We start from the raw sequence: 19,016 nt of genomic DNA, 5'->3' as shown, positions 1-19,016 counted from the left end.
CTCAGCCCTTTCCGTTGAAAATGGTGGCCACACCGGCCCGGTCGTCCGTTTCCACATCCTCGACCCACAACCGCAGGTCGGTCGTGGCTTGCGCGGCGGCGGCATCCTGCGGGCGGGCGATGACATACACACGCGCCTGCAATGTCTCGTTGGCGGGCACGGCCACATGGTTGGGCACCCGGCCCTCTGCCTCCACATCGATGCGCAGGATCTCGTCCGAGGTCAGCATGACGCGAAACTCCCGGTCCTCCGCCGTCAGGTTGCGGATGCGCAGCGTGTAGGTGTTGCGCACCGACCCGTCCGACAGGGTCACGAATTGCGGGTTCCGCACCGGCTCCACCGTCATGTCGATGTCCGACCGGATAAACAGCGCATAGACCAGCGCCACCCCGATCAGCGCCCACATCGCGGTATAAAGGACCGTGCGCGGGCGCAGCACGTGCTGCCAGATCGGGCGCGGCTGCGCCCCTTGGGTCTCTGCCGCCTCGTCCGACAGTGCGAGATAATCGATCAGGCCACGCGGCTTGCCGATCCGCGCCATCACCTCGTCGCAGGCGTCAATGCACAGCGCGCAGGTGATACACTCCATCTGCTGCCCGTCGCGGATGTCGATGCCCGCCGGGCAAACATTCACGCAGGCCATACAGTCGATGCAGTCGCCAAGCTTGTCCGCCCCTTCGGCCTTGCGGTGTTTGCCCCGCGGCTCTCCCCGCCAGTGGCGATAGGCGACAGTCAGCGTGCTTTCGTCCATCATCGCCGCCTGAATGCGCGGCCACGGGCACATGTAGTTGCAGACCTGCTCGCGCATGAACCCGCCGAACACAAAGGTGGTCGCGGTCAGCACGAGGATGGTGGAATAGGCCACCAGCGGCGCATCAAACGTCACCAGATCGCGCGCCAGCGTCGGCGCATCCGCGAAATAGAACACCCAGGCCCCGCCCGTGGCCATGGCAATCACGAACCACACGGCCCACTTGGTCACCCGCAGGCGCAGCTTGCGCGCTGACCAGCCTGCATTCCACAGGCGCACCCGCGCATTGCGGTCGCCCTCGATCCAGCGTTCCACGAGGATGAAAAGGTCGGTCCACACCGTCTGCGGACAGGCATAGCCGCACCAGACCCGGCCCAGCGCGGACGTAAAGAGGAACAGGCCCAGCCCCGCCATGATCAAGAGACCGGCCACGAAATAGAACTCATGTGGCCAGATCTCGATCCAGAAGAAATAGAACCGCCGCCCGGCCATATCGATCAGCACCGCCTGATCCGGCAGGTTCGGCCCCCGGTCCCAGCGGATCCACGGGGTCAGGTAGTAGATCGCGAGGGTCACCCCCATGATCCACCATTTCAGCGTGCGGAATGTGCCCTTGACCCGGCGCGGAAAGATAGGCTCGCGCGGGGCATAGAGCGGCGGAGGGGCTGCGTCTTGTGGCATGTCATTTGTCCTGTTCGTGGCCCGACCATGGGCCGACACGCCGCCCGCGTCCTTGATCTGGATCAACGGCACGACGCAAATCAGAGAATTCCGGCCCCCGCTAGGTACGAACAGGACGGGGACCGGAACCGGGGCGCGCCCTCCTCCGAACGCGCGCCACGCAGGGGCGGGGCTATTCGCCGCCGCCCAACTGGTGCAGATACAAGGTCACCGCCTTGATCTCGTCTTCGTCCAGACGCGCGCCCCAGGGGGGCATCACACCAAAGCGGGAATAGGTGATGGTCTGCGTCAGCGTCTCGCGGTCCCCGCCATAAAGCCAGATCGCATCGCTCAGGCGCGGCGCACCCAGATCACGGATCCCCTCGCCCGCCTCACCGTGGCACGCGCTGCACTGTTCCTCGAACAGCACCGCGCCCTGCCCGGCCAGACCCGCATCATGGTCCTGCCCCGACAATTGCAGCACGTATTCCACCGTGGCCGCGATCTCTGCGTCCTCCAGGATCTCGCCAAAGGCCGGCATCTCGGACCAGCGCGCATCGGCGTCCACCTCGTTGCGGATGCCATGGCGCACCGTGTACTCGATCGCCTCCAGATCGCCGCCCCACAGCCAATCGTCATCCAGCAGGTTGGGATAGCCCTTGGCCCCCGCCGCCCCCGATCCATGGCACTGCGAACAATGCGAGGCGAACACCGACGCGCCACCCGCAACCCCGTAGCGATGCGCCGGGTCATCAGGCGCAAGCGTCGCCAGATCCGCCGTGGCCAAACGCCCCGCCACTTGGGCATTCTGCGCATCCACCGCGGCAATCTGCTCGGCCACCTCGGCCCGCGTGGAATAGCCCAAGAGGCCCGCCGTCGCCGAATTGACCAACGGCCAGGCCGGGAACGCCACCGTATAGACCAACCCCCACGCAACCGTCCCGTAGAACGTCCACAGCCACCAGCGCGGCAAAGGGTTGTTCAGCTCCTTGATGCCGTCCCATTCGTGGCCGGTGGTGTCGGTGCCAGTCACCTGATCGATATCCTTGTCCGCCATCACTTGGCCTCCGGGTCCTGGGGCTGGGCCGGGGCCGCAGCGTCATGTCGAAAGGGGATGCGCGCGGCCTCTTCGTTGGCGGGCCGTGCACCGGGGCGGAACGCCCAAAGGCAAGCGGTGACATAGAAAATCACCATGGCCAGCAGCACCCAGCTGTCCGCCAGCTCACGCAGAAAGGTATAGGTTTCCATCTTTGCCTCCTATCGGCTGGCATCGGGGGTGAAGGTCGAAAAATCGACCAGCGTGCCCAGCATTTGCAAATACGCAATCAGCGCGTCCATCTCGGTCAGTTCGGGCTGCCCATCGAAGTTGGCGACCACCGCACCGGGATAGCGTTCGATCACCCCGTCCCAATCCGCATCCGGATCGGCCTGCGCCCGGAAATCGGCCTCTGCCGCGTCGATCATCGCATCCGTGTAAGGCACGCCCACAAAGCGGTGCGTTTTCAGCAGCGCCGCGATCTGGTCGCCGTCGATCACCGTCCGGCCCAGAAAGGCGTATTTCGGCATGATCGATTCCGGCACCACCGATTGCGGGTCGTTCAGGTGGTCCACATGCCAGGCATCCGAATACCGCCCGCCCACACGAGCCAGGTCCGGCCCCGTCCGTTTTGACCCCCACTGAAACGGGTGGTCGTATTTCGACTCTGCGGCCAAGGAATAATGCCCGTACCGTTCCACCTCGTCCCGCATCGGGCGGATCATCTGGCTGTGGCACACATAACACCCCTCGCGGATGTAGATGTCGCGCCCGGCCAGCTCCAGCGGGCTATAGGGCCGCACGCCGTCCACCTCTTCGATGGTGTTCTCAAGGTAGAACAGCGGCGCGATCTCCACGATGCCGCCAATGGTCACCACCAGCAGCGAAAAGATGAACAAAAGCGTCGGGCTGCGTTCCAGCACCTGGTGTTTTTGAAGAAATCCCATGATCTCTCTCCTTTATGCGGCTTGGGGGGTGGGGGTGGTGACGGCCACGGGCTTGCCGCCCCGGATGGTCATCCACATGTTCCACACCATGATCACACCGCCCGCGAGGTAGAGAACCCCGCCCAGCCCGCGCACCACGTACATCGGGAACTTGGCGCTGACCGTGTCGGCGAAAGAGTTCACGAGGAAGCCCTGCGCATCCACTTCGCGCCACATCAGGCCCTCCATGATGCCGGTCACCCACATGGACGCGGCGTAAAGAACGATGCCGATGGTCGCGAGCCAGAAGTGCCAGTCGATCGCCTTCATCGAATACATCTGCGCCCGGCCCCACAGGCGCGGCGTCAGGAAATAGAGCGCGCCAAAGGTGATCATCCCGTTCCAGCCAAGCGCGCCGGAATGCACGTGCCCAATGGTCCAGTCGGTGTAATGCGACAGCGAGTTCACCGCCCGGATCGACATCATCGGCCCCTCAAAAGTGGACATGCCGTAGAAGGCCAGCGAAATCACCATCATCCGGATGATCGGATCGGTGCGCAGCTTGTCCCACGCGCCTTGCAGCGTCATCAGGCCGTTGATCATCCCGCCCCACGAGGGCATCCACAGGATGATCGAGAACACCATGCCCAGGGTGGATGCCCAGTCCGGCAGCGCAGTGTAGTGCAAGTGGTGCGGACCCGCCCAGATATAGAGAAAGATCAGCGCCCAGAAGTGGATGATGCTGAGTTTATAGCTGTAAACCGGCCGCTCGGCCTGCTTCGGGACAAAGTAATACATCATGCCGAGGAACCCGGCAGTCAGGAAAAAGCCGACGGCATTGTGGCCGTACCACCACTGCGTCATCGCATCCTGCACGCCCGAAAACACCTGCACGGATTTCGACCCCAGCAGAGACACCGGAATGCTCAGGTTGTTCACGATATGCAGCATCGCAACCGTGATGATGAAACTCAGTAGGAACCAGTTCGCCACATAGATATGCTTTTCCTGCCGGCGAAAGATCGTGCCCAGATAGACGGCGAGGAACGCGACCCAAACGATGGTCAGCCAGATGTCCACATACCATTCCGGCTCCGCATATTCCTTGGACTGCGTGGCCCCCAGAACATAACCGGTCGCGGCCAGCACGATGAACAGCTGATAGCCCCAGAACACGAACCACGCGAGGTTCCCGCCCCAAAGGCGCGCGCCACAGGTCCGCTGCACGATATAGAACGACGACATGATCAGCGCGTTGCCGCCAAAGGCAAAGATCACCGCACTTGTGTGCAGCGGGCGCAGGCGGCCAAAGTTGGTAAACGGCTGGCCCCAGTCGAAATTCAGCGCCGGAAAGGCCAGTTGGAACGCGATCACCACGCCCACAAGAAAGCCCACGACGCCCCAGAACCCCGTGGCGATCACGCCTGCGCGGATCACCCCGTCCATATAGCCGCTGGTGTCTGCCGTGCTGGGCGCGGTGTCGAGCTGGCGCACCTGCCAGATGAACATCGCCGCCGCGATCACCATGATCAGCGCCGCGTGCACCTTATAGGCCAGGTCATGTCCCCAATCCGCGCCAATGGCGGCCAAAACGGCGACAAGGCCCAGCAAAATGAGTTTAACGTAGTCCCACATCGTCTGTCCTTTGCATATGCGCACAGCGTTAACCTCGCTGTGCGCTTCCTGCGCGTCTTCGCACTGTCCCCGCGGGGACAGCGCACCTGTTCGCAGTTTGGGTGATAGGGTGGCCTGACCCGGCCCGCGTTGATCTGGATCAAGCGGCGGCGATTATCGGATCACATGCACCGCGCATTGCGCATGCCGCACGACCCAGGCCGCGGTGGATCCCAACAGCAGGTCAGACATCACGGGCCGATGCGAGGCGATGATGATGCAATCGGCACCGTTCTCTTCGGCCCAGTTGGTGATGCCCCGCCCCGAGGGCCCTTCGGTCACGGCTGTGCGCGCGCCCTCCAGCGTCTCCGCCAACTCGCGCAGACGCGCGCCAACCTTGTCCTTGGTTTGCGCCATCATATCGACGGGCACAAACTCAGTCGCATAAACGGGCATCTGCTCCATCACATGCAGAAAGGTGATGTGCGCGCCCGTCGCGGCCAGCGTGCGCGCCACGGTGACGGCGCCGTCGACATCGCGCCCTTCCTCGAACGCAACCGGGATCAGGATATTGGTATACATGATGGTCCTCCTTCTTGGTGTCCAAGAGGAGGTCTAGCCGCCCGCGCGCGCCTTCGCGTTGATGTGGGTCAATCCCGCCTAGATCAGCGGTCCGCCGTCGCTGTCATCGCCGGTTTCCATCAGCAATGTCTCAAGATCGGGAATGTGCACCACCCGGTTGCCATCCAGCGCAATCACCCCGTCCTTGCGCAGCCCGGTGAACTGACGGCTCACCGTCTCAATCGTCAGGCCAAGGAAATTCGCCATCGTCTCGCGGCTGATCGGCAGCTCGAGCCGCGAGGTGTCCCCCATCACCTGACCGTCGGGGTGCATCGTCCGCTTGGCCATCAGCATCAGCAGGCTCGCAATCTTTTCCCGCGCGGTCTTGCGCCCCAACAAAAGCATCCAGTCGCGCGCCGCGTCCAGCTCGTCCAGCGCCATCTCGAGCAAGCGTTCCTGCACATGCGGGATCTCGATCAGCAGCGCCTCGAACGGTTTGCGTTGGAAACAGCAGAGCGTCACGTCAGACACCGCCGTCACATCATATTGCAACGTCGCCCGCCCCGGCCTGCCGATGAAATCCGACGGCAGCAACAGGCCCACCATCTGCGTGCGCCCATCCTCGATCGCGCGTTCCAGCGTGGCAGTCCCCGACACCACCGACGCCACCACGTCCAGCGCGTCGCCGCGCATCGCGATGGTCTGTCCGGCGGCATAGGTCTTGTAGAACTTGATCTCGTTCAGCCGCACCAATTCGTCGTCATCACAGCGCGCACAAACCGCGCGGTGCCGGATCGGACAACTGGAACAAGAGGGTGCCGCAGCCAATGACACAGTCATCGCGCGCCCCTTTGATCTGGGTCAAAGCGCAGGGCGCCGCATAAGGGCACGATGGGCATATGAAACATGTATCCGACCTATCCCGATTTGGGCTGTTTGACGCTAAGGTGCCGCGATTTACCAGCTATCCGCCCGCCAATTGGTTCAGCGAGGACATCACCGCGGATCACGTGCGCACCTGGCAATCCACTGCCCCCGAGGATGCAGAGATTTCGCTTTATGTCCACATTCCGTTTTGCCGCAGACTGTGCTGGTTCTGCGCCTGCCGGACCCAAGGCACCCGCAACGACGCACCGCTGTCGCCTTACGTCGACCGCGTTCTGGCAGAGGCTGCGCGCGTGCGCAGGGGCTTTGGCGCGGGCGTGCGGGTGCGGCGGCTGCATCTGGGTGGCGGCACGCCGACGATCCTGTCCGCGCCGCTCCTTGACCGGCTCTTGACCGGGCTGCGCGCGGTCTGGGGCTTTGACCACATCGACGAATTCTCGGTCGAGGTAGACCCGACGGATGTGGGGCCAGCGCGGCTGGCGATGCTGGCTCGACATGGTCTGTCACGCGCGAGCCTCGGCATTCAGGATTTCGACCCGCAGGTTCAGGCCGCCATCGGGCGCGAACAGTCGCAGGCGCTGACCCAAGGGGTCGTCGATGACCTGCGCGGGCTCGGCATCGGCGCGCTGAACTTTGATCTGCTCTATGGGTTGCCGTTCCAGACGGCGCAGACGCTGGACGCGACACTGCGCGCGGCGCTTGCCATGGCGCCCGCGCGCATCGCGCTTTTTGGCTATGCCCACGTGCCGTGGATGTCGAAACGGCAATCGCTGATCCCCACCGATGCGCTGCCCAAGCCGCAGGCGCGGCTGGCGCTGTTCGATCAGGCGCGGCGCACGCTGCTGGGTCAGGGGTACGTTCAGATTGGCATTGATCACTTTGCCAGACCAGACGACCCGCTGGCGCGGGCCTTTCACGCGCGCACCCTGCGGCGGTCGTTTCAGGGCTATACCGACGACACCGCGCCCTGGCTGGTGGGACTGGGGGCTTCGGCGATCTCGACCTACCCGCAGGGCTTTGCCCAGAACATCCCCATGACCGGGAAATACGCGGCCCAGGTGGACGCAGCCGCGCCCGCGATCTGGCGGGGATATGGGCTGAGTACGCATGACCGGCGCAAGGCCGATCTAGTCGAACAATTGATGTGCTATCACGCCGCGACACTGGATGCAGAACAACGGGCGGATGCGGGCATCATGGCCGACATCGCCCGCATTGCCGACCGATTTGAGGGGGCCGTGACATGGGACGGCGCGCGGCTGGAGATTGCGCGGTGGGCGCAGCCACTGGTGCGGCTGATCACCGTGCAACTGGTCACGCCCGCGCAGGACACACAAGCCGAGCGCACCTATTCCGCCGCGATCTGAGCGTCAGTCGAAGACCAGCACCTGCGGCTTGCCCGTCTCATGGGACGCTTGTGCGGCGTCGGCCATCACCTGCGCCTTGAACCCGTCGATGCCGCTGGGGTTGGTCTGGGTGCCTGCCTTGAGCACGTCGATGAAATGCAGCATCTCGGCGGTGTAGGCAGCGGCGTAGCGTTCGAGAAAGAACGGCTCGGTCGGGGCGCGGCGGAAGCCGTCGGCGTTCGAAACCTCGACCGTGGTGGTCAGCACATTGTCGGCGCGCAGCATGCCGCCTGAGCCGTGCACCTCGACCCGCTGGTCGTAGCCATAGGTGGCGCGGCGCGAGTTGGAGATCTGGCACAGTTTACCGCTGGCGGTGCGCAAGGACACCATCGCCGTGTCGACGTCGCCCGCCTTGCCGATCTCTGGGTCCACAAGGCAGGAGGCGTGGGCGAAGACCTCCACCGGGTCCTCGCCCAGCATGAAGCGCGCCATGTCAAAGTCGTGGATCATCATGTCGCGGAAAAGTCCCCCGGAAGTCTTGATGTAGCCGATGGGCGGCGGGGACGGATCGCGCGACAGGATCGTGACCATTTCCACATCACCGATGGCCCCGGCGGTGATCTGCGCCTGAAGGGCGGCAAAGTTCGGGTCAAAGCGGCGGTTGAACGCGATGAAGAAGGGCACGCCGGTTTCGTTGACCACTTTGAGGCAGTCGCGGATGCGGGCCGACGACAGGTCGATCGGCTTTTCGCAAAAGATCGCCTTGCCCGCGCGGGCGGCGGCGTGGATCAGGTCGTAATGGGTGGTCGTGGGTGTGCCGATCACCACTGCGTCGATGCCGGGATCGGCGAGGATGGCGTCGGTGTCCATGGCCTGCGCGCCGGTGCGTTTGGCAAGCGCCTCTGCGGCGTCGGGCATGGCGTCGGAAACGGCGGCGACGCGTGCGCCGTCGATGCCGATCAGGCTGCGGGCGTGGACCTGTCCGATGCGGCCACAGCCCAGAAGTGCGATGTTAATCAATGTCTTAAACCTTCATCGTTTTTAGGACGGTGCGGGTGGCGGCGACCAGTGGGTCATGGGTGTCCTTGAGAATCTGCACCCGGTCAAAGCGGTCGGGATCGCTGTTTACGGCGGTGCGGAGCGCATGGCCAAAGGCCTGGCGCAGTTCCGTGCCGATGTTGAATTTGCAGATGTTGGTGCCGGTGGCCAGCGCGCGGCGCTGTGCGGCGGGCACGCCGGATCCGCCGTGGATCACGAGGGGGACGTCGGTGAGTGCCTGAATGGCGGCGATGCGCGCCTCGTCCAGCCCGCCGGACTGGTCGGTTTGCAGGTGCACGTTGCCCACGGAGATCGCCATGGCGTCCACGCCCGTCTCTGCGGCGAACTGCGCGGCCTCGGCGGGGTCGGTGCCTGCCGACGCCTCGCCATTGTCGTAGCCGACAAACCCGATCTCGCCCTCGCAGGAGATACCGGCGGCGTGGGCCATGTCGGCGATAGCTTTGGTTTCGGCGATGTTCTCGGCCAGCGGTTTGCGCGAGCCGTCGAACATGAGCGAGGTAAAGCCGCTGCCGAGCGCCTCGCGGCATTCATCAAAGGTGTAGCCGTGGTCAAGATGGGCGACGACGGGCACGGAGGCGTGTTCGGCGAGGTGGCGGAACATTTTGCCCAGCACGGGCAGCGGGGTGTGCGCGCGGCAGGACGGCCCGGCCTGAAGGATGACCGCGCAGTTTTCGGCCTCGGCGGCGGCGACATAGGCGCGCATGTCCTCCCACCCGAGGGTGACGAGGCCCGCGACAGCGTGGCCGTTGGCGAGGGCGGGTTTGAGGACGTCAGAGAGTGTTGCGAGTGGCATTTTCAGGACCCCGATTTGAACATATGTCTTGCACGGCGGGCACCGCCGGGCACCGCCCGTCCGCCCCCACGCGCGGGCGCTTTGCGCGACGCCTGCGGACGGGCGCTGCCCTCATTTCTGCAAACAGGGCGGGCGTCATTTGAACTTGGCGATCATGTCTTTGATGCCGGGGATCGTTTCGATCTGGTAGGCGTGGCTGGGCTGGAAGTATTGCACCAGGCTGCGCTGGCTCAGGCCACCGAGGATGGTGAAATAGTACATCTCGTAACCCGGTAGCGCCGCGCAGGGGTGGTAGCCATTGTCGAGACAGATCGTGGAGCCGTCGACGATGTGGTAGGCGTCGCCCGCCGTCCCGTCCGCGCGTTGCAGCATCTGCACGCCCGAGCCGTGATTGGGCCGGAAGCGGAAATTGTAGGTCTCGTCGTGGCGGGTTTCGATGATCTCGCCGCCCTCGGAGCGGTCGGTGTCGTGCTTGTGGCTGGGAAAGCCGGACCAGCCGCCAGCACCCACGGTGAAAAGCTCGGAGACCAGCAGGCGACCGACCTTGTCGTGGTACTTGGTGCCGAGGATGTGCTTGATCTTGCGGTGGGTTTTGGTGTCGTCGGAGCCGTATTGCACGAGGTCCAATTCGTCCGAACGCACGGCGAAGGCGTCGAGCACCTTGTCGTATTTGGCCCCGGCCACGAAGACTTCGGCCTCGTCCGAGGTGCAGACCATTTCGGCCCGTGCGGCCGTGGGGACGTAAACCCCCTCGGGCTCGCCATCCCAGACGTCGACGCCACGCCCGCCGATGCCTGCGGCCTTGAACCCCTCGACATTGATGTCGACGGCGCCGGTGGCGGGCACGATGCAGGTTTCAAACCCCGGCACGGCATATTCAAACGCCTGACCCTTCTTGAGCTTGACGATGTTGAAATAGTTGAGCGGCACGGTGGCGTCGCCCACATCCACGATGGGTTTGTTCTGGTTGTCGTAAGGCGCTATATGCATCGATGGCCTCCCCCTTGATTATGATGTTGGACCGGGATGATTGGTCAGGAAATCATCCAGCAGGTCAGGTGTGGGCATGGCGGGCGCGCAGCCCGGTTGCGACACGGTGATTGAGGCGCAGGCCGATCCGCGCAGGATGGCGGTGCGCAGGTCGCGCCCCTCGGCGATCGAGGTCATCAGACCCGCCATGAACGCGTCCCCTGCCCCGTTGGGTTTGACGGCGGTGACGGGGTAGATGCCGGTGGTGATCTCGTCCCCGCCCGCGTAGGTGACAGCGCCGTGTTCGCCCATCTTGTAGACAACGATTTCAGCGGTGGTTTCCGACAGCGCGCGCGCCTTGGCCTGCCCCTTGTCCATGCCACCGGCCATGAAGCCGAACTCTTCGTCATTGCCGACGATCATGTCGGAGGCCTCTGCCGCGCGGCTGAGCACGTCGGCGGCAACCTGCGGCGAGGGCCAGGAATAGGGGCGGTAATCCACGTCAAAGATGATGGGCAAGCCCGCCTGTTTTGCCAGCTCGAACGCGCGGAAGGTGGCCGCGCGCGAGGGTTCGGCGGCAAACACCGTGCCTGCGGTGATGAGCGCGCCGTATTTGGTGTAATCCACCGCTTCGACATCCGCGACCGTCATTTGGAAATCCGCGGCCCCGTTGCGGTAAATCACGTTGCGGTGCTCTTCGAGGACGCTTTCGTAGAAGGCGAGCGAGTTGCGATATTCACCGCCCACACGTTGCACGTGGTCGGTGTTCACGCCGTAGTGCTGGAGCCGGTTCACGCAGTAGCTGCCGACGGAATCGTCGCTGACGGAGGTGACCAGCGCCGCCTTGCCGCCCAGTTTGCAGATGCCTGCGCCGATATTCGCCGCAGAGCCGCCAAGGTCGACAGTCAGCCGTTCGGCATCTTCAGCGCGCACGCCCACATCGGTGAAGAAGTCGATCCCCGCGCGGCCTACGATGACAAAGTCATTGGCTTTGATCCCGTCCAGCAGCGCGCTCACGCAGTGGCCCCTGTGTTGACCATGCCCTCGGCGTTTTCGGCGTCGGCCTGATCGAGGATTTCGGGGTATTTGTAGTTGAAACCCAAAAGCTGGCGCATGTCCGGGCTGGCCGCGTCGAGGAAGGCGCGCGGCAGTGCGCCGGGCATATCCTCGAGCGGTTTGACGAATTTGGGGATGTAGTTGATCAGCACCGCGTTGCGGTCGTGATCGGCGTTGTTGGGCATCGCACAGTGCCATGCGGCCCCGTAAAAGATCACGACATCGCCCGGCTCGCCCGTCATGCGGGCGCAGTTGGCATAGAAGCCGTCGTGGTCGTCGGGCGTGGGATAGCGCATGTTTTTCTGGCTGCCTGGCAGATAGGCGGTGGCACCACTTTCATTGGTGAAGTGATCGAGTGCCACGGTGACCTGTGCGTTCATCGGAAAGCTGGAGTTCAGCCCCATCGGGTGGCTGTCTGGTTTGTAGAAATCCCAGTAGGGAAAGTCGATATGCGGCTCCTGCCCCGGTCCGCCGGGCAGGATGCGGTTGGCGGCGATGGAGCCCATGATGAACTCGTTGCCCAGCCAACGGCCGAGGATCTGCATCAGCACCGGGTGCGCGGCCATTTCGGAAAAGACCGGGCCCTTGGCCAGCAGGTTCCAGACGCGGCGTTGCAGGTTGGCCTTGCCGTCTTCCATCGCGGCACCTTGGAAATGGGTGACCTTGTCGCCCTCGTTGTCGGAGTGCTGCATGATGATGGCGCGGGCATCGGCGATCTGGTCGGGTGAAAAGAGGCCGGTGATGCGCACGGCACCGGGGCCGTTCATCAACTCTTCGCAGATGGCGGCGGGATCGGCGGTTTCAGCGGTGAATGTGCGCATCGTTCAAACTCCTTTGCGTTGTTTAGGCCGGGTGGATTCCCAGTCGGTGTGAGCGGCGGCGACCTTGGGGTTGTCGGTCACGTGGGGTGTGCCGACCTCCCACCATGTGTGTCCTTCGGTTGTCCAGCCCTCGTAGGCGTCGACCTTCATGCAGATGACATAGGTTTTGTCGCTGGCCTTGGCGCGTTTGAAAGCCGCGCCCAGTTCGCTTGCATTTTCGACGGTTTCGGCGGTGGCACCCATGGCGGCGGCGTGGGCCTCGAAATCCACGGCAAAGGCCTGCGGGATTGTGGGCGCATCGGCCAGCAGGTTGTTGAAGCTTTCGTTGCCGGTGTTGTTTTGCAGCTTGTTGATGACGGCAAAGCCGCCGTTGTCGAGGACCAGCACAATCAGTTTCTTCTGGCTGAGGACCGAGGAATAGATGTCGGAGTTCATCAGCAGGTAGGAGCCGTCGCCGCAGAAGGTGATAACGTCCTGATCGGGTTCACGTTCGGCCTGTGCGATGCGCGCGCCCCATGCGCCCGCGATCTCGTAACCCATGCAGGAAAAGCCGAACTCGACGTCCACGGTGCCGATGTTCAGCGTGCGCCAGTTGGCGGTGACCTCGGCGGGCAGGCCGCCTGCGGCAGCGACCACGCGGTCGCGCGGGTCGCAGAGCGCGTTCACGGCCCCGATGGCCTGGGCATATGAGTTGGGGCGGTTGCCGGTGGCGACGTTTTCCGCAACGTAGTCCACCCATTTGGCGCGTTCACCAGCGGCGCGGTCGGTCCAGCCGGACGGGGCCGTATAGTCGCCCATCGCGGCGGCCAGCGCCGTCAGGCCAAGTTTGGCGTCCCCCACCACGGGCAGGGACCGGTGTTTGCCCGCGTCATGGCGGCCCGCGTTCAGGCCGATGATCTGTGCGTCCTGGGCAAAGGCGGTCCACGACCCGGTGGTGAAGTCCTGCAACCGGCAGCCAACGGAGAGGATCACATCCGCCTCTTCGGCGATGGTGTTGGCGCTGTCCGATCCGGTGACGCCGATGGGCCCGGTGTTGAGCGGGTGCGTGTCGAGCAAGTTGGCGCGGCCCGCGATGGTTTCGACGACGGGGATCTTGTGCGCCTCGGCAAAGGCGGTGAGTTCGGCCACGGCGCCGGAATACTGCACCCCGCCGCCTGCGATGATCATGGGCCGTTTGGCCGCGCACAGGGCGGCGGCGGCATCGGCCACTTCGGCGGCGTCGGGTGTCTGGCGGCGGATGCGGTGCACGACCTTGTCGAACATCGCGACGGGGTAGTCGTAAGCCCAGCCCTGTACGTCCTGCGGCAGCCCGAGGAAGGCCGGGCCGCAATCGGCGGGGTCCAGCATGGTGGCGATGGCATTGGGCAGCGACTGGATGATCTGGGCGGGGTGCGTGATCCGGTCCCAATAGCGGGTCACGGATTTGAACGCGTCGTTTACGCCAAACGTCGGATCGCCAAAATGTTCGAGCTGTTGCAGCACGGGATCGGGCAAACGCGTGATGAACGTATCGCCGCACAGCATCAGCATTGGCAGACGGTTGGCATGGGCCAACGCCGACGCCGTCAGCAGGTTCGCCGTGCCCGGCCCCGCGGACGCGGTGCAGAACATGAACCGCTGGCGCAGCCACTGCTTTCCATAAGCCGCAGCCGCAAACCCCATGCCCTGTTCGTTCTGTCCGCGATAGAGCGGCAGCACGTCCTTGTGATCATAGAGCGCCTCGCCCAAGCAGCTGACATTGCCGTGGCCAAAGATGCCAAAGCCACCGCCACACAAGCGCCATTCCTGCCCGTCGATCTGGATATATTGCGCCGCAAGATAGCGGATGATCGCCTGCGCCGTTGTCAGACGCACCGTGTCCGAACCTGCCATTTTGTTCCTCCCGAGGACGTGCGAACCCTAGTATTGACGATTCTGTATTGACCCGTCCATGAGAATGACGATAGCAAACTTGCAACCGGTTGCAACAGCTTTTGGGAGGAGCCCCGCACATGTCCGAAAATGGGCCGGAAATTGGAATAGGAATTGTCGGCGGCGGTTACATGGGCAAGGCCCATGCGGCAGCTTTTGCCAGCGTTGCGACGCTGTTTGACACCACCTTGCGTCCCCGTCTGGAAATGGTGTGCGCAACCAGCACGGCCTCTGCCGAACGGTACCGTGCGGCCTATGGCTTTGCGCGGGCGACGGATGACTGGCGGGTGCTGGTCGAGGACCCGAAGGTCGAGGCCATCGTGATCGCCTCGCCGCAGGAGACGCACAAGGACATTGCGCTCGCCGCCTTTGCCCTGGGCAAGCCGGTGCTGTGTGAAAAGCCGCTGGCCGAGACGCCGGATGACGCGCGCGCCATGGTCGAGGCGGCAGAGGCGGCGGGCGTCGCCAATGCCATCGGGTTCAACTATATGCGCACCCCTGCCACGCAATTTGCCCGCAAGCTGATTGCCGAGGGACGGATTGGGGATGTCACATCCTTTCGGGGTGAGATGACCGAGGATTTCTATGCCGACCCGGACGCGCCCGCATCCTGGCGCACAAGCGGCGATGCCAACGGCTGCATGGGGGATCTGGCACCGCATCCGATCAACTGCGCCCATGCGCTGATTGGACCGATCACGCGGCTGCATGCGGTGGTCGAAACGGTCCATGCCGAGCGCGGTGGCGTGGCGGTGACCAATGACGATCAGGCCCATTTGCAGGTCGAGTTCGAGAACGGCGTGTCAGGCAGCATCTTTGTCAGTCGCATCGCGACCGGGCGCAAGATGGGCTATGCCTATGACATCTATGGCACCAAGGGCGCGATCCGCTTTGACGGCGAGGACCAGAATGCGCTGTGGCTCTATCTGGCTGAGGGGCCGGAGGCAGAGCGCGGGTTCCGCAAGATATTGACCGGCCCGGAGCATCCCGACTACTTGCCGTTTTGTCAGGGGCCGGGACACGGCACCGGGTATCAGGACCAGATCATCATCGAGGCCAAGGATTTCCTGAACGCCATTGCCAGCGGCACAGCCGTCTGGCCGACGTTTGAAGAAGGGTTGGCGGTGAACAAAGTTGTGGCTGCGTGCCTTGCGTCGTCCCGGATGGGCGCGTGGGTCAGCGTGGCGGATTTTTGAACGAAGGCGAAGTGACATGATCAAGATTGGCAATGCCCCCTGTTCGTGGGGTGTGGAATTTGCGGACGATCCGCGCAACCCATCGTGGCGCAAGGTGCTGCAGGAAAACGCGGATGCGGGATACACGGGGATCGAGTTGGGGCCCGTGGGGTTCATGCCCGAGGACCCCGCGGTTCTGGGTGACGCGCTGGAGGAATTCGGTCAGGAGCTGGTGGGCGGTGTGGTCTTTCGCCCGTTCCATGACCCTGATGCCTGGGACGACGTGATGGACGGCGCGGTGCGCACGTGCAAGGCGCTGAAAGCACACGGCGCGGAGCATCTGGTGCTGATCGACAGCATCTCGGAACGCCGCGCGCCCACAGCGGGCCGCGCCTCGGAAGCCGAGCAGATGGACAAGGCCGAGTGGACCGCATACCGCGACCGCATTGCCACCGTCGCGCGGATCGGTGCCGAGGAGTACGGCCTGACCGTGGGCATGCACGCCCATGCCGCCGGGTTCATCGACTTTGAACCCGAGCTGGAGCGTTTGCTGGACGAAGTGGATGAGAACATTCTCAAGATCTGCTTTGACACAGGCCACCATTCCTATGCGGGCTTTGACCCGGTTGCCTTTATGAAGCGGCATATCGGGCGCATCAGCTACATGCACTTCAAGGATATCGACCCCAAGGTGAAGGCCGATGTGATTGCCAAGCGGACCGGGTTTTACGACGCGTGTGGGCAGGGCATCTTTTGCAACCTCGGCGATGGCGACGTGGATTTCCCGGCTGTTCGGCAAGTGCTGCTCGACAATGGGTTCGACGGCTGGTGCACGGTAGAACAGGATTGCGATCCGGCGGGCGACACGTCCCCCATCGACGATTCCAAACTGAACCGGGGCTATCTGCAATCCATCGGGTTCTAGGGCACCCGCGACACCAAGAGCGAGAGCGGCGCGCCCGAGTGCGCCGTTCTAGTCCGGCACCGGGCGTAGCGTACCGCGTTCGATGACCGGACAGGCAAAGGCGATGGACTGGGTTGGTATATCCTCGCCATCGAGCATCGCGGCCACCAGATCGACGGACCCGCGCGCGATCTCGTCTACGGGGTTGTGGATTGTGGTCAGGTCGATCAACTCCCACCCCGCCATTTCCATGTTGTTGAGCCCGAGGATGCCCACATCCTGCGGCACCGACAGGCCCGCATCCCGGATTGCCGACAAGGCCCCGATCGACAGCACGTCGTCGCCGCAGAAATAGGCCTCGGCCGGTCCCATGGACAGCAGGCGCGCCATCTCGGCGCGGCCCGCGTGAAACGTGTAAGCCTCGGCATAGGACACAGAGAGAGACACGTCCGGATGCCGCCCCAGTTCCTCGGCAAAGCCGGTGTGGCGGTCGCGTGTCGACGTGGCCGAAAGCGGGCCCGCCAGAAAGCCGACACGCCGGTAGCCGCGGCGCAACAGTTCGCGCGCGGCCACACGCCCGGCCTCGACGTTGTCGATGCCTAGCACGTGGATCTTGGGGCTGTCCGACAGGCGGCCAAAGGAGTGTACAACCCGCATCCCAGCCTCGACATAGCTGGTGGCAAAGCTGACCGGCAGGGTGGACGAGGCCACGATCACCGCGTCCACGGAATACTGTTGCAGCATGCGCATGGATTGGGTCGGGTCGGTTTCATCCGACAGGTTCACCAGCAGCGGGCGCAGGCCGCGCGCCTGCAACTCGCGGGTGACCAGATCAAAGAATTCGAGAAAGACGGGGTTGTGAAAGTTGTTGGACACGACGCCGACCAGTTTGGTGCGCCCGGTCGTCAGGGACGACGCCAACGCGTTTGGGCTGTAGCCCAGATCGCCCGCCGCCTTTTCAACCTTGGCCCGTGTCTTGTCACTGATCGAGGCACCGGGGGTGAAACACCGCGACACCGCAGAGCGTGACACCCCGGCCCGTTCGGCCACATCGCGCAGGGTTACGGGCATTGTCTATTCTCCGGCATCGTATTTGGACCAGTCAACCAGGCCAAACTGGCGCTGTGCAAACATCCCGATGCACAGGAACAAAATGCCCCACAGCACGGTGCCGTTCCACAACTCGAACAGGCCCCACAGGATGCAGACCGCAACAGTCGCGTACCGGCGCCAGGGCGGCGCAAAGAACGGGTGGTCAAACTGATCCATATGCCTCGCCCAACAAAGCCGCCTGCGTCATGTTTCGTTCCCTGTTGCCATCAGAAAGTCATGTCCGGATCAGGCCGTGCCAGATGCTGCATCGGAGGCTCAGCGGGGCTGGAGATGCGGTGCATCAACGCGCGGGCCAGGAAATTTCCGGCATGGTCGATATCTTCGTCCACGATCATGATGCCCGCACGGTACCGGCGTAAAAAGGTGATCGCCTCTTTGGCGACCATGTCGAAATCCTGGGTCAGTTGGTTGCCCAGCGCCTCGACGCTGGAAATCATGGTGACGCAGCCGCCGATGCTGGAGGCGATCAAACCGTCGGGCGGCGTGTCGCTGGTATAGAGCGGCCCCATCGCCTGTTCGATGACCGGGTTGTCGCAATGGGCGTCCGCGCCCGGTATCACCTGAAACGATACGCCCAGTTCTGCGGCGGCCTGCGTGGCACCGCCGACCATGTTCTGGCCGTAGGTCTGGGTCAGCGGTGGTGCCAGCATCGCGATCCGCGTGCGGCCACGTGCCGCCAGTGCGCGCACCGCCAGCGCCCCGAATGCGGTGTTGTCGTAGTCGAAATAGGCGTGCTGATCACACATCGCGGTCCGGCCATGGGTGACAAATGGAAACTTGTTTTCCATCAGGTATTTCACGCGCGGATCTTCGGGTTCGATCTGGTTGATGATCAGCCCGTCGGCAGAGCCAGTTTCGACGATGTAGCGGATCGGGACCATCGGGTCTTCGTCCGGGAAATAGGGCGTGATGATCATGTGGTAGGGCGTGTGGCGGATGCCCGACGACACCGACGAAATCAGCCGCGCCGTGTGGTTCATCATGTCATGTTCGGTCGACATGACCATGCTGATCACGTTCGTACGCCCCGTGCGCAGGCGCACCCCTGCGCGGTTGGGCCGGTAACCAATCTGACGTGCGATATCGCGGATCCGCGCCTTGGTGTCCTTGCCAATATCCGGCGCGTCAGCGAGCGCACGCGACACAGTTGGCACAGCAAGACCAGACAGGCGCGCAATGGTCTTGAGCGTCGGGCGTTCGCCTGATTCCAGCGTAGGGCCGGTGGGTGTGTCCGGGGTCCCGGATTTGGTCATATCAGCCCCTTTCGGGCAAAAATCGGTACAAGGCACGCTATGGGGTCCGCCATGAATACCAACGGAATCAGCGCGTTGCACCTCCCTTCACAATTAATTCGACTCTCGGCAAAATTCTAGCTTGATCGAGAAATCTAAATCGTTGTAGCAATTTCTATAACGATTTAGAAGTCAGGGAGGACT

19 protein-coding genes are annotated in these 19,016 nt (G+C 63.6%); 3 read left to right on the top strand and 16 right to left on the bottom strand.

Annotation, left to right across the window (positions count from 1 at the left end; translation table 11 throughout):
• Window position 1 precedes the first annotated feature (1 nt).
• The 7 genes from ccoG to fnrL all read right to left on the bottom strand — a co-directional run bounded on the left by ccoG (window position 2) and on the right by fnrL (window position 6,388).
• Window positions 2–1,432: a cytochrome c oxidase accessory protein CcoG gene (gene ccoG, locus Q0936_RS11330; protein WP_299292678.1), complete on the bottom strand. Its 1,431-nt coding sequence runs from the start codon at window positions 1,430–1,432 to the stop codon at window positions 2–4.
• A 172-nt stretch (window positions 1,433–1,604) separates the two neighbouring features.
• Window positions 1,605–2,468 (bottom strand): cytochrome-c oxidase, cbb3-type subunit III, encoded by an 864-nt coding sequence (gene ccoP / locus Q0936_RS11325; RefSeq protein WP_299292676.1) that lies wholly within the window; start codon window positions 2,466–2,468, stop codon window positions 1,605–1,607.
• Window positions 2,468–2,659 (bottom strand): cbb3-type cytochrome c oxidase subunit 3, encoded by a 192-nt coding sequence (locus tag Q0936_RS11320; protein WP_299144378.1) that lies wholly within the window; start codon window positions 2,657–2,659, stop codon window positions 2,468–2,470. The genes ccoP and Q0936_RS11320 overlap by 1 nt, the downstream gene beginning before the upstream one ends.
• A 9-nt stretch (window positions 2,660–2,668) precedes the next feature.
• Window positions 2,669–3,394: a cytochrome-c oxidase, cbb3-type subunit II gene (gene ccoO, locus Q0936_RS11315; RefSeq protein ID WP_299292674.1), complete on the bottom strand. Its 726-nt coding sequence runs from the start codon at window positions 3,392–3,394 to the stop codon at window positions 2,669–2,671.
• A 12-nt stretch (window positions 3,395–3,406) separates the two neighbouring features.
• Complete coding sequence (ccoN, locus tag Q0936_RS11310) at window positions 3,407–5,008, bottom strand: cytochrome-c oxidase, cbb3-type subunit I (RefSeq protein ID WP_299292671.1); 1,602 nt, start codon at window positions 5,006–5,008, stop codon at window positions 3,407–3,409.
• A 153-nt stretch (window positions 5,009–5,161) separates the two neighbouring features.
• Window positions 5,162–5,569, bottom strand: a complete 408-nt coding sequence (locus tag Q0936_RS11305) for a universal stress protein (RefSeq protein ID WP_299292669.1) — start codon at window positions 5,567–5,569, stop codon at window positions 5,162–5,164.
• 78 nt (window positions 5,570–5,647) lie between these two features.
• On the bottom strand, window positions 5,648–6,388 hold the full coding sequence (gene fnrL / locus Q0936_RS11300; RefSeq protein WP_299292667.1) for a transcriptional regulator FnrL: 741 nt from the start codon (window positions 6,386–6,388) through the stop codon (window positions 5,648–5,650).
• 59 nt (window positions 6,389–6,447) lie between these two features.
• Here fnrL and hemN point away from each other — a divergent pair, with 59 nt between their 5' ends.
• The gene (hemN, locus tag Q0936_RS11295; protein WP_299292664.1) at window positions 6,448–7,800 is read left to right on the top strand and encodes an oxygen-independent coproporphyrinogen III oxidase; all 1,353 of its coding nucleotides are present in this window, start codon (window positions 6,448–6,450) and stop codon (window positions 7,798–7,800) included.
• A gap of 3 nt (window positions 7,801–7,803) precedes the next feature.
• Here the strand turns inward: hemN and iolG are convergent, their stop codons facing one another.
• From iolG to iolD, 6 genes are all read right to left on the bottom strand, one after another.
• Window positions 7,804–8,799: an inositol 2-dehydrogenase gene (gene iolG, locus Q0936_RS11290; protein ID WP_299292663.1), complete on the bottom strand. Its 996-nt coding sequence runs from the start codon at window positions 8,797–8,799 to the stop codon at window positions 7,804–7,806.
• Window positions 8,800–8,803: 4 nt separating this feature from the next.
• Window positions 8,804–9,631 (bottom strand): class II fructose-bisphosphate aldolase, encoded by an 828-nt coding sequence (locus tag Q0936_RS11285; protein WP_299292661.1) that lies wholly within the window; start codon window positions 9,629–9,631, stop codon window positions 8,804–8,806.
• A 135-nt stretch (window positions 9,632–9,766) separates the two neighbouring features.
• Window positions 9,767–10,621, bottom strand: coding sequence for a 5-deoxy-glucuronate isomerase (locus Q0936_RS11280; protein WP_299292659.1), 855 nt, complete (start codon window positions 10,619–10,621; stop codon window positions 9,767–9,769).
• 18 nt (window positions 10,622–10,639) lie between these two features.
• Window positions 10,640–11,617: a 5-dehydro-2-deoxygluconokinase gene (iolC, locus tag Q0936_RS11275; protein ID WP_299292657.1), complete on the bottom strand. Its 978-nt coding sequence runs from the start codon at window positions 11,615–11,617 to the stop codon at window positions 10,640–10,642.
• Entirely contained in the window at window positions 11,614–12,477 is an 864-nt protein-coding gene (locus tag Q0936_RS11270; protein ID WP_299144329.1) for a phytanoyl-CoA dioxygenase family protein, read from the bottom strand. Before Q0936_RS11270 ends, iolC begins: the two co-directional genes overlap by 4 nt.
• 3 nt (window positions 12,478–12,480) lie before the next feature.
• Window positions 12,481–14,349, bottom strand: coding sequence for a 3D-(3,5/4)-trihydroxycyclohexane-1,2-dione acylhydrolase (decyclizing) (iolD, locus tag Q0936_RS11265; RefSeq protein WP_299292655.1), 1,869 nt, complete (start codon window positions 14,347–14,349; stop codon window positions 12,481–12,483).
• Window positions 14,350–14,468: 119 nt separating this feature from the next.
• On the opposite strand from iolD, the gene Q0936_RS11260 reads away from it, so the two are divergent.
• A complete protein-coding gene (locus tag Q0936_RS11260; RefSeq protein ID WP_299144325.1) occupies window positions 14,469–15,584 on the top strand; it encodes a Gfo/Idh/MocA family oxidoreductase in 1,116 nt (371 codons plus the stop codon).
• 16 nt (window positions 15,585–15,600) lie between these two features.
• Window positions 15,601–16,488: a TIM barrel protein gene (locus Q0936_RS11255; RefSeq protein WP_299292653.1), complete on the top strand. Its 888-nt coding sequence runs from the start codon at window positions 15,601–15,603 to the stop codon at window positions 16,486–16,488.
• Between the two features lie 48 nt (window positions 16,489–16,536).
• Here the strand turns inward: Q0936_RS11255 and Q0936_RS11250 are convergent, their stop codons facing one another.
• From Q0936_RS11250 to Q0936_RS11240, 3 genes are read right to left on the bottom strand one after another with little or no spacing between them, the layout of a single operon-like run.
• Window positions 16,537–17,538 carry a LacI family DNA-binding transcriptional regulator gene (locus tag Q0936_RS11250; protein ID WP_299144320.1) on the bottom strand — a complete coding sequence of 334 codons (1,002 nt, stop codon included), beginning with the start codon at window positions 17,536–17,538 and terminating at the stop codon, window positions 16,537–16,539.
• 3 nt (window positions 17,539–17,541) lie between these two features.
• Complete coding sequence (locus Q0936_RS11245; protein WP_299165467.1) at window positions 17,542–17,736, bottom strand: hypothetical protein; 195 nt, start codon at window positions 17,734–17,736, stop codon at window positions 17,542–17,544.
• Window positions 17,737–17,786: 50 nt separating this feature from the next.
• Complete coding sequence (locus Q0936_RS11240) at window positions 17,787–18,833, bottom strand: LacI family DNA-binding transcriptional regulator (protein WP_299292651.1); 1,047 nt, start codon at window positions 18,831–18,833, stop codon at window positions 17,787–17,789.
• Window positions 18,834–19,016 lie beyond the last annotated feature (183 nt).

It is taken from the genome of uncultured Tateyamaria sp., assembly GCF_947488715.1.
GTDB lineage: Bacteria > Pseudomonadota > Alphaproteobacteria > Rhodobacterales > Rhodobacteraceae > Tateyamaria.
This window is presented reverse-complemented; position numbering and strand designations above follow the sequence as displayed.

Excerpts from the sequence above, each read along its gene's own strand:
- ccoG (WP_299292678.1), bottom strand. The coding sequence starts at position 1,432 with ATGCCACAAGACGCAGCCCCTCCGCCGCTCTATGCCCCGCGCGAGCCT.
- ccoP (WP_299292676.1), bottom strand. The coding sequence starts at position 2,468 with ATGGCGGACAAGGATATCGATCAGGTGACTGGCACCGACACCACCGGC.
- Q0936_RS11320 (WP_299144378.1), bottom strand. The coding sequence starts at position 2,659 with ATGGAAACCTATACCTTTCTGCGTGAGCTGGCGGACAGCTGGGTGCTG.
- ccoO (WP_299292674.1), bottom strand. The coding sequence starts at position 3,394 with ATGGGATTTCTTCAAAAACACCAGGTGCTGGAACGCAGCCCGACGCTT.
- ccoN (WP_299292671.1), bottom strand. The coding sequence starts at position 5,008 with ATGTGGGACTACGTTAAACTCATTTTGCTGGGCCTTGTCGCCGTTTTG.
- Q0936_RS11305 (WP_299292669.1), bottom strand. The coding sequence starts at position 5,569 with ATGTATACCAATATCCTGATCCCGGTTGCGTTCGAGGAAGGGCGCGAT.
- fnrL (WP_299292667.1), bottom strand. The coding sequence starts at position 6,388 with ATGACTGTGTCATTGGCTGCGGCACCCTCTTGTTCCAGTTGTCCGATC.
- hemN (WP_299292664.1), top strand. The coding sequence starts at position 6,448 with ATGAAACATGTATCCGACCTATCCCGATTTGGGCTGTTTGACGCTAAG.
- Q0936_RS11285 (WP_299292661.1), bottom strand. The coding sequence starts at position 9,631 with ATGCCACTCGCAACACTCTCTGACGTCCTCAAACCCGCCCTCGCCAAC.
- Q0936_RS11280 (WP_299292659.1), bottom strand. The coding sequence starts at position 10,621 with ATGCATATAGCGCCTTACGACAACCAGAACAAACCCATCGTGGATGTG.
- Q0936_RS11270 (WP_299144329.1), bottom strand. The coding sequence starts at position 12,477 with ATGCGCACATTCACCGCTGAAACCGCCGATCCCGCCGCCATCTGCGAA.
- iolD (WP_299292655.1), bottom strand. The coding sequence starts at position 14,349 with ATGGCAGGTTCGGACACGGTGCGTCTGACAACGGCGCAGGCGATCATC.
- Q0936_RS11260 (WP_299144325.1), top strand. The coding sequence starts at position 14,469 with ATGTCCGAAAATGGGCCGGAAATTGGAATAGGAATTGTCGGCGGCGGT.
- Q0936_RS11255 (WP_299292653.1), top strand. The coding sequence starts at position 15,601 with ATGATCAAGATTGGCAATGCCCCCTGTTCGTGGGGTGTGGAATTTGCG.
- Q0936_RS11250 (WP_299144320.1), bottom strand. The coding sequence starts at position 17,538 with ATGCCCGTAACCCTGCGCGATGTGGCCGAACGGGCCGGGGTGTCACGC.
- Q0936_RS11245 (WP_299165467.1), bottom strand. The coding sequence starts at position 17,736 with ATGGATCAGTTTGACCACCCGTTCTTTGCGCCGCCCTGGCGCCGGTAC.
- Q0936_RS11240 (WP_299292651.1), bottom strand. The coding sequence starts at position 18,833 with ATGACCAAATCCGGGACCCCGGACACACCCACCGGCCCTACGCTGGAA.